Source organism: Flavobacterium enshiense, assembly GCF_022836875.1.
Lineage (GTDB): Bacteria > Bacteroidota > Bacteroidia > Flavobacteriales > Flavobacteriaceae > Flavobacterium > Flavobacterium enshiense_A.
This window is the reverse complement of the sequence record NZ_CP090376.1, coordinates 2639534-2655124: the sequence shown is the minus strand read 5'-3', so window position 1 is coordinate 2655124 and position 15591 is coordinate 2639534. Positions and strand designations below refer to the sequence as shown.

Annotated in this window: 11 protein-coding genes; 6 read left to right on the top strand and 5 right to left on the bottom strand. The window is 37.8% G+C overall.

The features are described 5' to 3' along the window. Positions 1-16: 16 nt before the first annotated feature. Complete coding sequence (rimK, locus tag LZF87_RS11945) at positions 17-1384, bottom strand: 30S ribosomal protein S6--L-glutamate ligase (protein ID WP_244339239.1); 1368 nt, start codon at positions 1382-1384, stop codon at positions 17-19. Between the two features lie 80 nt (positions 1385-1464). Further along, on the bottom strand, positions 1465-4014 hold the full coding sequence (locus tag LZF87_RS11940; RefSeq protein WP_244339237.1) for an ATP-dependent Clp protease ATP-binding subunit: 2550 nt from the start codon (positions 4012-4014) through the stop codon (positions 1465-1467). A gap of 266 nt (positions 4015-4280) precedes the next feature. Here LZF87_RS11940 and gyrA point away from each other — a divergent pair, with 266 nt between their 5' ends. The 6 genes from gyrA (at position 4281) to LZF87_RS11910 (ending at position 12157) form a co-directional block, all read left to right on the top strand. Then, positions 4281-6833, top strand: coding sequence for a DNA gyrase subunit A (gene gyrA, locus LZF87_RS11935; protein WP_244339236.1), 2553 nt, complete (start codon positions 4281-4283; stop codon positions 6831-6833). 20 nt (positions 6834-6853) lie between these two features. Further along, on the top strand, positions 6854-8173 hold the full coding sequence (locus LZF87_RS11930) for a tetratricopeptide repeat protein (protein WP_244339235.1): 1320 nt from the start codon (positions 6854-6856) through the stop codon (positions 8171-8173). A gap of 147 nt (positions 8174-8320) precedes the next feature. Then, complete coding sequence (locus LZF87_RS11925; RefSeq protein ID WP_244339234.1) at positions 8321-9001, top strand: hypothetical protein; 681 nt, start codon at positions 8321-8323, stop codon at positions 8999-9001. 131 nt (positions 9002-9132) lie between these two features. Then, positions 9133-10221, top strand: a complete 1089-nt coding sequence (locus tag LZF87_RS11920; protein WP_244339233.1) for an efflux RND transporter periplasmic adaptor subunit — start codon at positions 9133-9135, stop codon at positions 10219-10221. After that, complete coding sequence (locus tag LZF87_RS11915) at positions 10221-11477, top strand: ABC transporter permease (protein WP_244339232.1); 1257 nt, start codon at positions 10221-10223, stop codon at positions 11475-11477. Before LZF87_RS11920 ends, LZF87_RS11915 begins: the two co-directional genes overlap by 1 nt. A 2-nt stretch (positions 11478-11479) precedes the next feature. Continuing rightward, positions 11480-12157, top strand: a complete 678-nt coding sequence (locus tag LZF87_RS11910; RefSeq protein WP_244339231.1) for an ABC transporter ATP-binding protein — start codon at positions 11480-11482, stop codon at positions 12155-12157. On the opposite strand, the gene LZF87_RS11905 is transcribed toward LZF87_RS11910, so the two are convergent. The 3 genes from LZF87_RS11905 to LZF87_RS11895 are packed head-to-tail and all read right to left on the bottom strand — an operon-like array spanning position 12154 to position 15497. Continuing rightward, on the bottom strand, positions 12154-12729 hold the full coding sequence (locus tag LZF87_RS11905) for a pentapeptide repeat-containing protein (protein ID WP_244339230.1): 576 nt from the start codon (positions 12727-12729) through the stop codon (positions 12154-12156). The two genes, LZF87_RS11910 and LZF87_RS11905, sit on opposite strands and share 4 nt — an antisense overlap. 30 nt (positions 12730-12759) lie before the next feature. Continuing rightward, positions 12760-13140, bottom strand: coding sequence for a response regulator (locus LZF87_RS11900; RefSeq protein WP_244339229.1), 381 nt, complete (start codon positions 13138-13140; stop codon positions 12760-12762). Further along, on the bottom strand, positions 13140-15497 hold the full coding sequence (locus LZF87_RS11895; RefSeq protein WP_244339228.1) for a sensor histidine kinase: 2358 nt from the start codon (positions 15495-15497) through the stop codon (positions 13140-13142). The genes LZF87_RS11900 and LZF87_RS11895 overlap by 1 nt, the downstream gene beginning before the upstream one ends. Positions 15498-15591: the final 94 nt, after the last annotated feature.

The following is a 15591-nucleotide window of genomic DNA, read 5'->3' as shown; positions in this document are numbered from 1 at the left end:
TATTTTTGATAGCTGCTTATTTCCACTTAAAATTCTTTTCGATTGCCTTGATCATTTCACCGGCAATGTCTTTGTTGGTGGCGCCTTCGATTCCTTCAAGCCCTGGTGAAGAGTTTACTTCCAACAATAACGGACCTTTGGATGAACGGATAATATCAACCCCGGCCACTTTTAAGTTCATGGCTTTGGCTGCTTTGATGGCGATTCTTTTTTCTTCTGCTGTTACTTTTACAACCGAGGCAGTTCCTCCTAGATGTATGTTAGCCCTGAATTCTCCAGGTAAAGCTTCACGCTGCATCGCGGCTACCACTTTTCCGTCTACTACAAACAAACGCAAATCTTTTCCGTTGGCTTCTTTAATGAATTCCTGTACTAAGATGTTGGCATTTAAACTTTTGAAAGCATTGATAACCGATTCGGCTGCTTTTTTGGTTTCTGCCAATACAACTCCTTTTCCTTGGGTTCCTTCCAATAATTTAACGATCAGGGGAGAACCTCCAACCATTTTGATCAAATCGTTGGTGTCTAAAGGCGAATTGGCAAATCCGGTTGTTGGAATGTCAACCCCGTTGTTTAAAAGCAATTGTAGTGAAAACAGTTTATCTCTTGACTGGCTGATAGCTGCAGAACTGTTCAGGGAAAACACTTTTAATGCTTCAAACTGGCGCGTAAGTGCACAGCCATAATAAGTCATACTCGGGCGTATTCTTGGTATTACCGCATCGAAATTGTTCAAAACGCGACCACCTCGATAGTGAATTTCAGGAGTATCTGCATCGAGTTTCATATAACAGTATTTCAGATTCAGGAAATGCATTTCGTGTCCGCGCATTTCGCCTGCTTCCATAATTCGTTTGTTGCTGTATAAATCCGGATTACTCGCTAATACACCAATTCGAAGTCCTTTTTTTGAAGGTTCATCGTTGTAATAGTATTCTTTTATTTTTTCGTTGGTAGGTTGTCCAAGTAAATATTTTTGTTCGGGGTCGACCAAAATTCGACCAGACATTGCCTCTCGGCCCAATAACATACGGAATCCCATGGAATCGCGGTTCGTCAGTGTTACTTCCACTTCCCAAAGGCTTCCTCCGATTTCTAGGACCGTTGCGATTACATAACGCTGCTCGCGGTATCCGCTTGAACTTTTCACCACGCGCTTATCTACTAGAAGTGCCTCACAATGGATTACTGCTTTTAAGTTATTCTGGATTGGGTTGATATCAAATCGTACCCAGTTTTCACCGTCTTTTTCGAAAGTGGTAATGTTGGTGGCATGAAGTGCTGATGTTTTTGCACCCGAATCAACGCGGGCCTTTATGGTTGGGATTCCAAGAGCAGGAAAGGAACACCATTCTTCGCTTCCCACAATAACTTTGTCTAGCATTTTTTAATAGTAATTTATGATTCTAAAGTACTACTTTTTTTGGAATGCGAAACAATTTTGCTTAAAAAAGGAAAAACCTACTAATTAGTAGGTTTTTCTGATCTTTTAATGGTAACAAAGAGTTCTTGTTTTCCTTCATCCAGATCCATGTATATTTCGTCGCCTTCGTGAATTTTGGAAGTGATAATCTCTTCAGCCAGTTCATCTTCCACGTATTTTTGAATAGCACGTTTCAATGGTCGGGCTCCGAATTGTTTATCAAAACCTTTCTCAGCGATATAATCTTTTGCCTTTTCGGATAATTTCAGTTTGTATCCTAAATCGGCTACACGGTCGTATAATTTGTCCATTTCGATATCGATAATCAAGTCGATATGTTCTTTTTCCAATGGGTTGAATACGATAACATCGTCAATTCTGTTCAGGAATTCCGGAGCGAATGCTTTTTTCAGAGCATTTTCGATTACTCCTTTGGAGATTTCATCAGCTTGTGCATTTTTAGCAGAGGTCCCGAAACCAACACCTGTCCCGAAATCTTTTAATTGACGCGCACCAACGTTTGAAGTCATAATGATGATCGTGTTTCGGAAATCGATTTTACGGCCTAAACTATCAGTTAGGTGTCCGTCATCCAATACCTGAAGCATCATGTTGAATACATCCGGGTGGGCTTTTTCGATCTCGTCAAGTAGTACGACGCAATAAGGTTTTCTGCGTACTTTTTCGGTTAATTGTCCACCTTCTTCGTATCCAACATATCCAGGAGGTGCTCCAACTAATCTCGAAATCGCGAATTTTTCCATATATTCACTCATATCGATGCGAATCAAAGCATCTTCAGAATCGAATAATTCTTTAGCGATTACTTTAGCCAATTGCGTTTTACCAACACCGGTCTGACCCAAGAAAATGAAGGATCCGATTGGTTTGTTCGGGTCTTTTAATCCGGCACGGTTTCTCTGAATGGATTTGGCGATTTTCGTTACTGCTTCATCCTGTCCGATTACTTTACCTTTAATTAGGTCAGGTAAGTGAGCCAATTTGTTGCTTTCAGTTTGAGCAATACGGTTTACCGGGATTCCAGTCATCATGGAAACCACGTCGGCCACATTGTCTTCGGTAACGGTAATACGATTGTTTTTAGCATCAGCTTCCCATTGTTCCTGGGCGATGGCTAAGTCTTTTTCAATTCGTTTTTCGTCATCACGAAGTTTTGCAGCTTCTTCGTATTTCTGTTTCTTAACCACGGAATTTTTTAATTCGCGTACTTCTTCCAACTGTTTTTCAAGTTCCAGAATTTGTTTCGGAACATCAATATTGGTGATGTGAACACGAGACCCCGATTCGTCTAAAGCATCAATAGCCTTGTCCGGTAAGAAACGCTCCGACATGTACCGGTTGGTTAATTTTACACAGGCTTCGATAGCTTCTGGAGTATAAATTACGTTGTGGTGATCTTCGTATTTGTTTTTGATGTTGTTCAGGATTGTGATTGTTTCCTCAACCGAAGTCGGCTCTACAATTACTTTCTGAAAACGTCTTTCCAAAGCACCATCTTTTTCTATGTATTGGCGGTATTCGTCAAGGGTAGTGGCACCAATACATTGGATTTCACCTCTTGCCAAAGCCGGTTTGAACATATTGGAAGCGTCTAAAGAACCAGTAGCCCCGCCAGCGCCCACAATTGTATGAATCTCATCGATGAAAAGAATGATATCGTCATTTTTTTCCAACTCGTTCATTACGGCTTTCATGCGTTCTTCAAACTGTCCGCGGTATTTTGTTCCGGCCACTAAACTGGCTAAATCCAAAGTCACTACGCGTTTGTTGAACAGTATACGTGATACTTTCTTTTGAATGATGCGTAAAGCCAAACCTTCGGCAATAGCAGATTTACCTACTCCCGGTTCACCAATCAAAAGAGGGTTGTTTTTCTTTCTTCGGCTTAAAATCTGAGAAACGCGTTCGATTTCTTTCTCACGTCCTACAACAGGATCCAATTTGCCTTCTTCAGCTAATTCAGTCAAGTCACGGCCGAAGTTATCTAAAACAGGAGTTTTGGATTTTTTATTGGTTTTACCTGCAGCGCCCGGATTGTTGAAACCTGCGTCACGCAGACTGTCATCTTGTCCGGAATCGTCATTAAACGATTCGTTTCTTGGTAAGTTGTCGATATAATCTTCTTCGTTTGATGTCATAGCTATAAATTGTTCTTTAACAAGTTCGTAGTCAATTTTTAGTTTATTCAGAAGCTTGGTTGTTGGATCATTCTCGTTGCGGAGAATGCACAACAAAAGGTGTGCTGTACTTATCGAAGTGCTTTGAAAAACTTTTGCTTCCAGGAAGGTGGTACGTAAAGCGCGTTCCGCCTGACGGGTTAAATGCAGGTTTTTCTTGTCGTTATTTCTGTCAGCATTAGGATTTGGAGGGCTAACGATTTCAATTTTTCTGCGTAAATGTTCCAAATCTACCGAAAGGTTGTTTAATATATTGATTGCGGTACCGTTGCCGTCCCGTAGTATCCCCAGCATTAAATGTTCTGTACCAATAAAGTCGTGACCTAACCGCAAAGCTTCCTCTTTACTGTAGGTAATCACGTCTTTAACTCTTGGTGAAAAATTATCGTCCATTTCAAAAAATCTTTATACTGTAAATTTACTAATTCTCTAGAGGTTGTGCAAAAATCATACCTTTCAAAATCAGTTTTACCAATATTGCTAATAGACGAATAAAATTCGAGATATAAAAGACAAAATTGCAGGTTTTTTTAACTTTTTATGGCTTTGTTTGTGTTAATAAAATGGATAAAATTGTCAATAAAATACTGTTTCGGTACTGCAAAAATGTGTATATTGGCACGTTTTGAAATAGCTATAATTTTTTAATATAAATACTTATGTCTGAAGGAGAAAAGTTAATTCCTATTAACATCGAGGACGAAATGAAATCAGCTTACATCGATTATTCGATGTCGGTAATTGTATCCAGAGCACTTCCTGATGTTAGAGATGGTTTGAAACCAGTACACCGAAGAGTTTTGTTCGGGATGTATGAATTAGGAGTATTATCCAATAGAGCGCATAAAAAATCAGCGAGAATTGTAGGGGAGGTTCTTGGTAAGTACCACCCGCACGGAGATAGTTCAGTATACGACGCCATGGTTCGTATGGCTCAGGAGTGGAGTTTACGTTATCTTATGGTTGACGGTCAGGGTAACTTCGGTTCGGTAGACGGTGACAGTCCGGCAGCGATGCGTTATACGGAGGCCAGAATGAAAAAGTTCTCCGAAGAGATGCTTGCCGATATCGATAAAGAAACGGTAGATTTCCAGTTGAACTTCGACGATACCTTGGAAGAACCGAAAGTAATGCCAACGAAAGTTCCAAACTTATTGGTAAATGGGGCTTCAGGTATTGCAGTAGGTATGGCTACCAACATGGCACCTCACAACTTAACGGAAGTAATTGACGGTACTTTAGCTTATATTGATAATCATGATATTGAGATTGATGAGTTAATGCATCATATCAAAGCTCCTGATTTCCCTACCGGAGGTATTATTTACGGTATGGATGGTGTAAGGGAAGCTTTTAAAACCGGTCGTGGGCGTGTAGTAATGCGTGCTAAGGTGAATTTTGAGGAAGTTGATGGTCGTGAATCGATCATCGTTACTGAAATTCCGTATCAGGTAAATAAAGCAAGTATGATTAAACATACCGCTGATTTGGTAAACGAAAAGAAAATTGAAGGTATCTCTACTATCCGTGATGAATCGGACAGAAACGGTATGCGTATCGTTTACGTACTGAAACGTGAAGCGGTTCCGAATGTGGTGCTGAATACCTTATATAAGTATACGCAATTGCAATCGTCTTTCAGTGTGAATAATATCGCATTGGTGAACGGTCGACCGCAGATGCTGAATCTGAAGGATTTGATTCACCATTTCGTAGAACACCGTCATGATGTGGTAACCCGCCGCGCACAGTTTGATTTACGCAAAGCGGAAGAAAGAGCACACATTTTAGAAGGTTTGATCATTGCTTCCGATAATATTGACGAAGTTATCCAATTAATCAGAGCTTCTAAAGACGGAGATGAGGCGAGAGCGAAATTAATCGAGCGTTTCAATTTATCCGAAATTCAGGCACGTGCGATTGTTGAAATGCGTTTACGTCAGTTAACCGGTCTGGAACAAGATAAGTTAAGAGCGGAATACGACGAAATCATGAAATTGATTGCTTATTTGAAAGAGTTATTGGCAAGCAAAGAAATGAGAATGCAGGTGATTAAAGATGAATTAGCTGAAATTAGAGATAAATATGGTGACGGGCGTCGTTCTGTGATCGAATATTCTGGTGGTGATGTAAGTATTGAAGATTTAATTGCGGACGAGCAGGTAGTAATCACTATTTCTCACGCCGGTTATATCAAACGTACACCACTTTCAGAATACAAAACGCAGAACAGAGGAGGTGTCGGACAAAAATCGGCAGGAACCCGCGATCAGGATTTCTTAGAGCACATGTATGCGGCTACAAACCACCAGTACATGTTGTTCTTCACACAAAAAGGAAAATGTTTCTGGATGCGTGTGTATGAAATTCCGGAAGGAAGCAAAACAAGCAAAGGACGTGCGATCCAGAATCTTATCAACATCGAAAACGATGATAAGGTAAAAGCATTCATCTGTACACAGGATCTTAAAGACCAGGATTACATCAACAACCATTATGTAATCATGGTGACCAAACAGGGGCAGGTGAAGAAAACGTCGTTGGAGCAATATTCAAGACCACGTGTTAACGGAGTTGCCGCAATTACCATTAAGGAAGACGACGAATTGTTAGAAGCAAAATTAACTACCGGAAACAGTCAGGTATTGATTGCTGTGAAATCTGGTAAGTTAGTACGTTTCGAAGAAGAGAAAACGCGTCCAATGGGAAGAACAGCTTCCGGAGTACGTGGAATTACTTTAGCCGATGATAAAGAAGATGAAGTAATCGGAATGGTTTCTATCGACAGAGATCACGTGAATGATTCTCAGATTTTGGTAGTTACTGAGAACGGTTACGGGAAACGTACCAAAGTAGTTGATGAAGATGGAGAAGATGTTTATCGTATTACCAACCGTGGAGGTAAAGGAGTTAAGACTTTAAATATTACCGAGAAAACAGGTGCGTTGATTTCAATCAACAATGTTACTGATGAAGATGATTTGATGATTATCAACAAATCCGGCTTAACCATTCGTATGAAGGTTTCCGATTTACGCGTTATGGGACGTGCAACGCAAGGTGTCCGTTTGATCAATATCAAAGGTAAAGACGCTATTGCTGCAGTTTGTAAAGTAATGCGTGAAGACGAAGAGGAGGAAACAATTGAAGAATTGGTTGCAGATAACGGAGACGTTGCAATTTCTTCAGACGAAACAGATACTCAGGAATAACCAAAAACAGAATTATAAAAATGAAAGTTAAATATGTTTTATTGGCATCTTCAATGATGCTTTCAGCAGCTTCTTTTGCTCAGAAAGATGAGTTAAAGACTTTGAAAAAATTATACGGTAAAGATCAATTATCTGCCGATGATATTTCAAGTTACAAAGCCAATGTGAATAAAATTAGCGGAATGTCAGGTTTGGCTGAGGCAGATCAGGTATATCTTAATTTCTATAATGCGATGTTGCCGATTTTGGAATTAAACACAGCCATGACTAAGAATCCGAACGATATGCAGGCAATGGCAAAAAGTCTTTCGCCGGCAAACATTAATACAATGGCTAAAGGATTGAATGATGTGTTGGCGTTTGAAAAGAAATCGGGTAAAGAAATTTACACTGCTGATATCAAAGAAACTATTGAGAGTTTTAAACCAATGATGCTGCAATATGCCTACGGTTTAAATCAGGCATCTAAGTTTAAAGAGGCAGCTCAGGTATTTGCTGCTGTTTACAATCTTGATAAATCAGATGCTTCGAATTTATACAACGCTTCTGTTTTAGCGGTTCAGGCTCAGGATTACGATAATGCTCTTAAGTATTATGAAGAGTTGAAAAACATAAATTATACCGGAGAAGGTACAATTTATTATGCCGTGAATAAAGCTAGCGGTCAGGAAGAGCCTTTTGGTTCTGTAGCTGATAGAAAGAAAGCAATCAGCATGGGAACCCATGAGAAGCCAAGAGACGAGAAAATTCCATCTAAAAGAGGGGAAATCTATAAAAACTATGCTTCAATTTTGTTGGAAAAAGGAAGAGCAGAAGAAGCTAAGAAAGCAATTGCAGAAGCAAGAGCTCATAATCCAGAGGATACTGATTTGATTTTAGCAGAAGCTAATCTTTATTATGAAGCAAAAGATATGGTAACCTATAAAAAGCTTATCAATGAGGTAATCGCTAAAAAACCAAACGATCCCGATATGTATTTTAACTTAGGAGTTGTGAGTACAAATACGGGCGAAATAGAAGAAGCAAAAAAATATTACGAAAAAGCCATTGCAATTGATTCGAAATATTTCAATGCTTATAATAACTTAGGTGCTTTGTATTTAATGGGAGATGATAAAATTGTTAAAGAGATGAACTCTTTAGGAATGACTCCGAAGGAAAGCAAACGTTATGACGAGTTGAAAGCAAAAAGACAAAAAATGTTTACTAGTGCTATTCCTTATTTTGAAAAAGCTTTAGAGTTAGAACCTAAAAGTGAAAGTGTGAAATCGATCTTGCTAAATGCCTACCAGGTTTTAGAAATGGACGCGAAATATAAAACGCTTAAAGCAAAAAAATAATTATTAAAGCCCTCAAAAATGAGGGTTTTTTTATTTTATAAAGTATACGGTTTATTTAAATTTAACTAATATTAACGTTTTACAGTTCAATTTTAAGATTGGAATAGTTTTTGATTTAGTATTTTTGGAATAACTAAAAAAGATCACGTGAAATTTTTATACACTTTTGCAACGGCATTGCTATTTTCACTTCAGGGGTTTGCGCAACCGGATAATGGTAAGAAAACCGTTGTGATTCCGCGTATGAAAGATCCGGAAGTAGCGATCAATTCTCTGCCAGCAAAAGCAGATACCCCACGTTTTCAGCCTATGGATTTCAGCGATTCGGTTTTGGATAAGGATAGACCGCTTACATTTCCAAAAGAAGGCACATCAACAGCGCAAATAGGTCAAACGACAGATAAGAAGCCCGAACAGTTTATCAGTCCTTATGAAATCCCAAAAAATGCTGTACCGAAAGGGAGCGGGGATGAGAATACAAAGATATTTCGTCGCAATCAATCTTTCGGTGAATACAAAACAAAAGCGAATACTATAAAGATATTATGCCGTGACCACATGGCAATTGATGGTGACGTGGTTAAAGTTTATATCAATAACATGGTGATTGCGGCTCATGTCGAATTATTCCAAGGCTACAGAACAATAGAGATTGGTTTAACGCCTGGTTTTAATAAGATAGAATTTGAAGCACTAAACCAGGGAACATCAGGTCCGAATACGGCTGAGTTTTCCATTTTTGATGATAAAGGAAAGGTGATTACGAGTGACCAGTGGGATTTGGCCACCGGGTTTAAGGGCTCGGTCATGATTATCAAAGAGAATTAATGCACTTGAACTCCAAATTTGATTTGGAGTTTTTTTATGACCTTTATCAGTCTTATCCTCATAAAATTCCTGTAAATTTGATAGACAGAAGTAGATAATTTTTATTTGTATCTGAATTAAAGTTAAATACGATGAAGGTAAAAAGTATTTTTCCTTTTTTAGCTGTGTTGGTAATTACGGCTTGTAAAAACACAAATGCAGGTATTCAGCCAATTGTAGGCGATATTACCCAAAGTGTCTATGCCTCAGGAAGTGTGAAGGCCGAAGGTCAATATGTGGTTTATTCAACCGTAAGTGGCGAACTCAGAAAAATTAATGTTGAAGCAGGAGATATAATTGTCAAAGAACAGTCTTTGTTTGAACTGGATAGTGACAAAGCCCGGCTTAATACAGAAAATGCCCAATTGACTTATGAGTTAAGCAACGAAAAAAGTTCGTTTATCAAAAATAAAATAGCCGAATTGGAGTTGGCTGTGCTTGCAGCGAGAGATAAAGTTTCACTCGATGAATCCGTTTTCAAGCGAAATAAAAACGTGATAAACCATGGCGGAATTACAGAAGTTGATTTTGAACGGTCTGAGTTAGCTTATAAAAATTCAAAATTAGCGTATGAGGCAGCTCAAAAAAGACTGGAAGAACTTCGTGTACAACTTAAAAATGAGCAAGAGCGAAGTAAAATAAACTTGAGGCTCAGCCAAAAAAACCAAAGTGATTTTACTATAAAAAGTGCCTTTTCAGGAAAATTATTTGATGTGTTGGTTGATGTGGGCGACTTTATTACACCACAAACACCTTTAGCGGTTATCGGTAAAGCAGATTCTTTTTTTGTAGAGTTGGATGTCGATGAGAACGATATGGCTTTAGTAAAAATGAAGCAAGAGGTTTTGGTGACCATGGATAGTTATAAAGGAACTGTCTTTAAGGCTGTAGTGAGCAAGATTTATCCGATTATGGATGAACGTTCCCGAACATTTAAAATTGAGGCAGAATTTATCCAAACACCAAAAAAACTCTATCCGAATTTAACTGTCGAAACGAATATCATAATACAGACCAAAAAGCAGGCTATTACCATTCCAAAAAATTATCTGGTTGACAAAACCTATGTTTTGGTGGAAGGAAAAGAGAAACGAAAAATTAAAATTGGTCTTTCCGATTATGAGAAAGTGGAAATTCTGGAAGGATTGAAAGCAGGCGAAACCATTTATCTGCCGGAGTGATGAATTATAAACTAGTTCTGAATATTGCCTTACATTTGCTTCGTGCCCGGCTCAAACAAAGCGTGATTGCAGCTATTGGTGTGACATTTGGTATCACGATGTTTATTTCCCTGGTGAGTTTTATGAATGGTATGAATGATCTGCTGGATGGATTAATGCTCAACAGGACCCCTCATGTCCGTTTGTACAATGAAATAAAACCTGTCGAAAATCAGCCGGTCTCATTATCCGATGAATATAAAAAAAATACCAATTTTATTAATTCGATCAAACCGAAAGACAGAGGAAAAGCAATTTACAACAGTAAAACCATAATTGATGTGCTCCATAATGATAAAAGAGTGCTTGATGTGGCTCCTAAAGTTGTGACACCGGTTTTTTTTAATTCGGGAACCATAGAAATTTCAGGGGTTATTAATGGAATTGATATTGCAGCCGAAGAGTCGCTTTTCAAATTTAGTGATTATATACGGGAAGGAAAAATTACGGATTTAGAGCAAAATAACAGCGTCATCATTGGTTCCGGATTGGCTGCTAAAATGATGCTTGCTGTTGGAGATATGATTAGGGTTACCACGCCAAAAGGTAATTTAGCATTGCTTAAAATTGTAGGGATTTCACAAATAGGTTTAGCAGAAATAGACGATGTGATGACTACAACCTCAATAAGTACGGCACAGAAAATTTTGGGAGAGGCCACTAATTACATGACAGATATTCAGTTGAAGCTCCACGATATAAATCTAGCACCTGCTCTGGCAAAAGAATTTTGCTCAAAATTTGAATTGGATGCCATCGATTACCAAACAGCAAATGCACAGTTTGAAACCGGAACGACCATCCGAACTATAATTTCATATTCAGTGGGTGTTGTTTTGTTAATAGTGGCTGGTTTCGGAATCTATAATATATTGAACATGCTAATTTATGAGAAGATGGACAGCATTGCCATTTTGAAAGCGACGGGGTTTTCAGGTAGCGACGTAAAATGGATTTTCATTTTACTTTCTTTAATAATCGGAGTTACCGGCGGCATTTTAGGATTGATTTTTGGGTTTATATTTTCCAATATTATTGATTTGATTCCATTTGCTACAACTTCGTTACCTACGGTGGAAACTTATCCAATGAATTACAATCCGATGTTTTATGTTATCGGAATTACATTTGCCATATCAACAACATTCGTTGCCGGGTTATTTCCTGCGTTAAAAGCCGGTAAAATTGACCCTGTTGACATTATTAGAAGAAAATAGTCATGAGTAATAAAGTGTTGGAAACCATAGGACTGACAAAGTACTTTTACGATCCAGTGAAGTTTAAGGTTCTGGACAATATCAGCATGAGTATTGATCATGGTGAATTTGTCTCCATTGTGGGGAAATCCGGCTGTGGTAAATCAACACTTTTATATCTGCTTTCGACGATGGATACCGATTATGAAGGGAAAATACTTATCCATGAAGAAGATGTCACCAATAAAACAGATGTTGATTTGGCACGCATCCGTAATGAAAATATCGGTTTTGTGTTCCAGTTTCATTATTTGCTGTCGGAATACAATGCATTGAAGAATGTCATGCTACCGGGATATAAATTAGGTAAATTATCAGAAGAAGAGCTCGAAAATCGGGCTATGGAATACCTAAAAACTCTCGATATGCAGGATCAGGCTTTAAAAATGCCCAGTCAGCTGAGCGGAGGGCAAAAACAGCGTGTGGCTATAGCACGAGCACTTATCAATAATCCTTTAATTATTATGGGGGATGAACCAACAGGGAATCTCGATAAGAAAAACAGTGATATGGTTTTTGATATTTTTAAACAGTTAGCCCATGAGTGCAATCAAACCATTCTCGTTGTAACGCATGATAATGAATTTGCCTCAAGAACTAACCGTATGATTACAATGGAAGACGGGAAAATAATAATCTAATCCTTAATTACAAGATTATACTTTGTAAGCAATCCTTTTATACCTTCTGAAGAGAATATCGCTTTTTTAAGTTTGGTTTTTTCCGGATCAATTGTAAAATCGTAACTGGAGTAGAAATCGGTTTTTTCACAATTTGCGTCTGCAAAAACTGCCAAACGCAGATTGCAGTTGTCAAATAAAGCCTCTGATAAATCGGTTTTCATGAAGTCGACACTTACCATACTGCAATTGGTAAAACTGATTCGTTTCAGCTTTAAGGCATAAAACTGGGCGTAATCCAGCAAACAATTGTTAAAGTAAAATTCATGTAAAATTTGATCGGTCATTGCAAAATTCACAGAAGTAAAATTACAGTCATTAAAAACTGCGTTTCGCAATCCGACATGACCAACTTGTGCTTCTTTGAAGTTACAATGATAGAAGGTGCAGTCAATAAAAACGGTTCCTAAAAAATTGCAAAGCGTAAAATCGCAATGATTAAAAGTACAGTTTTCAAATTCCTTGAACTTTATTTCGTATTCAGCGAAGATGTTGTTTTTGTATTCTTTATCGAAAATAAAATCGGCATTCATTGTAGTGGGTTTGAATGCAAATATAAATTATTATTCAGCGGCAATGGTCTTCAATTTTTCAATATCCATGGGTTTACTGAGAAAATCTTTTACACAAGGATAACTTCTGGCTTTCATTTTGTCTTCCAATGCAATGGAAGAACTTGCAATATAGATTGTTGCATCTTTTTCAAAACTTTTTTCAATGTGTAATAATTGGTCAAGAAAATCCCAACCGTCCATTTCAGGCATTTCAATATCGAGGAGAATAATATCTGGGATGTCACCGGTATTTTCAAAATAAGATAAGGCTTCACTGCCGTTTACAAAAGATCTACTGTCTTCGAAAAGAGCGGTCTTTTCAATCAGTTTTTTTGTAACGAGCTGATAAATTGGGTCGTCGTCTATTATGTAAATTCTTTTTTGAAGCATTATTTGAAATAAATTTTGAAGGTGGTTCCTTCGTTTAGCTTACTTTCAACTTTAATTTTTCCTTTTAAGGCATCGACCTGGTTTTTTGTAATAAAAAGCCCGATACCACGTGATTCCGGATTGTTTGTAAATGTTTTGTACATTCCGAAGAGTTTGTTCCCGTTTTTATCTAAATCAATTCCTATGCCATTATCTTTGATTTCCACAACTCTGTAATTATCTTCAAGATAAGAATTTAATTCTATACTAGGATTTCTTTTGGGATGTTTGTATCGGATGGCGTTAGATAAAAAATTGAGTAAAACGCTTTCCAGATAAGCCGGATTGAATTTTACGGTTTGGTCATCGGTAATATTGTTTTCGATTTCGGCTTCGTTTTTAATAATCTGATTTCGAAGTACCTCTAATGTTCTATTAATAAATTTATTGAGGTTTAATTCCTCTATTACTGGTGTAATGTTGGTTTGGATGGATACTACTTCGTTCAGGTTGTCCATTGTTTCGTTCAAAGCCTCAGAAACGGATTTTAGCAGAACCAATAATTCTTTCTTTTCGTCTTCGTTATCACTCATTTCAATCAGATTGATCAACGACTGTATATTGCTGGTGTGCGAACGTAAATTATGCGAAACAATGTGCGAGAAGTTCAGTAAGCGTTTGTTTTGTTCGGTTACCAGTGTGAGTGAGTTGTTTAGGTCGATTTCGAATTGTTTGGATTTAGTAATGTCGATCAGGATTCCTCTGAATTTAATGGATTCTTCGCTTTCATGATAAATGCTTACGATGTCCCGCATCCAAACGATATTTCCTTTTTTGGCAATTATGCGGTATTCAGTGTCAAAAGCTTTTCTGGATTTTGCATTGTCGGTACTTTGTTTGATTACCCAATCCCGGTCATCCGGATGAATGATTTTTCTCCAGAAATATTTATCGACAAGCCATTCTTCCGGCGTATATCCCAAGATGTCTTCGGATTTTTTGCTTACGAAGGTAACGCCGGGTTCTACAGAGTTTCCTTCCCAAACAATGCCGTCAATACTGTTAATAAGATCTTTGATTTTCTTCTGTGATTCCAGAATCAGTTTTTCGGATTCTTTTCGTTGCGTAATGTCTTCTACAATAGTGATGTGATTGGTCGGATTGTTTCTATTTTCCCAGAGAGGCGTAACGGTGATGTTGACCCAAATGATTTTCCCGTTTTTGTCGAAATACCTTTTTTCCATGGAAAATTGATTGATTTCACCATTTTTGAGTCGTTGCATGTAGTCTAAGTCGGCTTGAAGATCTTCGGGATGTGTAATCTTCATAAAATCCATTGACTTTAATTCTTCTTTGTTGTATCCGATGAGTTCGCAAAATTTATCATTGGCATCAATGTAAGAACCGTCTTTGGAATTATTGTGTGTGATTCCTAAGCCGGCATGTTCAAAAATGGATTTGAAAAGGGATTCGCTTCTTGCTAATTTAAGAGTTTGTGCTTCGACCAGTTTCTGCAGTTCCGACGGTTTTTTTAGTAGTGTGGTTACAAAAAATCCACAAAGAAGGCTAAGTAAAAGTGCAATCGAAATAACCGGCATAAAGGCCCAAAAAAGTGCTGATTCATTTTTCGGAATGATATATAAATTCCAGCTGCCTTCCGGAATTTCAACTTTCTGATAATTTTTTTTTGAGAAATCACTCTTATCCTCAAGGAAGAATTCTTCTTTATGCGTAATGGGGCTTATCTTTGAAAATTGGAAATAATATTTATCGCTTTTGAAGGTTCCAATCCCTGTTGATTTGATAAATGTATCGAATTTTAGAATTACGGCAGAAAATCCCCAGAATCTTCCTTTTTTAAACACGGGCAAACGTCCTACAACTCCCATCCCGCCTTGTATCAATTCTCTTGGGCCAGAAAAATAAATGGATTTGGTCGCTATTGCTCTCAAGGCTGATTTTCTGTGTACTGGATGGTGAAGAATGTCGAAATTGATTGCTGCTTCGTTCCCTTTTAGCGGATAAGTGTATTTGATAACGCCTTTTGGAACCAGTTGCACCGCATCAACAGAAGTATAGTTGGCGACAAGTTGTTTTCCGACTTCTTCGAAGTTTTTCGGATTACCTGAATCGTCAATTGTTAATGCAAGTGTAATGGTAGTGGCATAGCTGCTTTTTAGGGTTTGCTCAATGTTTTGTTTGACTACATTTAATATGTAGGTCATATTACGCTGTTCGTTTTCCCGGATAGCCTCATATCGGAAATAAATAGCCAGATTTAAAATGGAGAAAAGCAGAGTAAAAACGAGTACTCCCGATATTTTTGGGCGAAGCAGAAACCATTTTATTAAAGCGGTTATTTCCTTTTCAAGACTCACTTCTTATCGTTTTAGAATATAAATATAGCTAAAATTCAGATAATTATTATTAAATTAGGGGTATAAATGAGGTAAGAGTATAATAAAAAAGCTC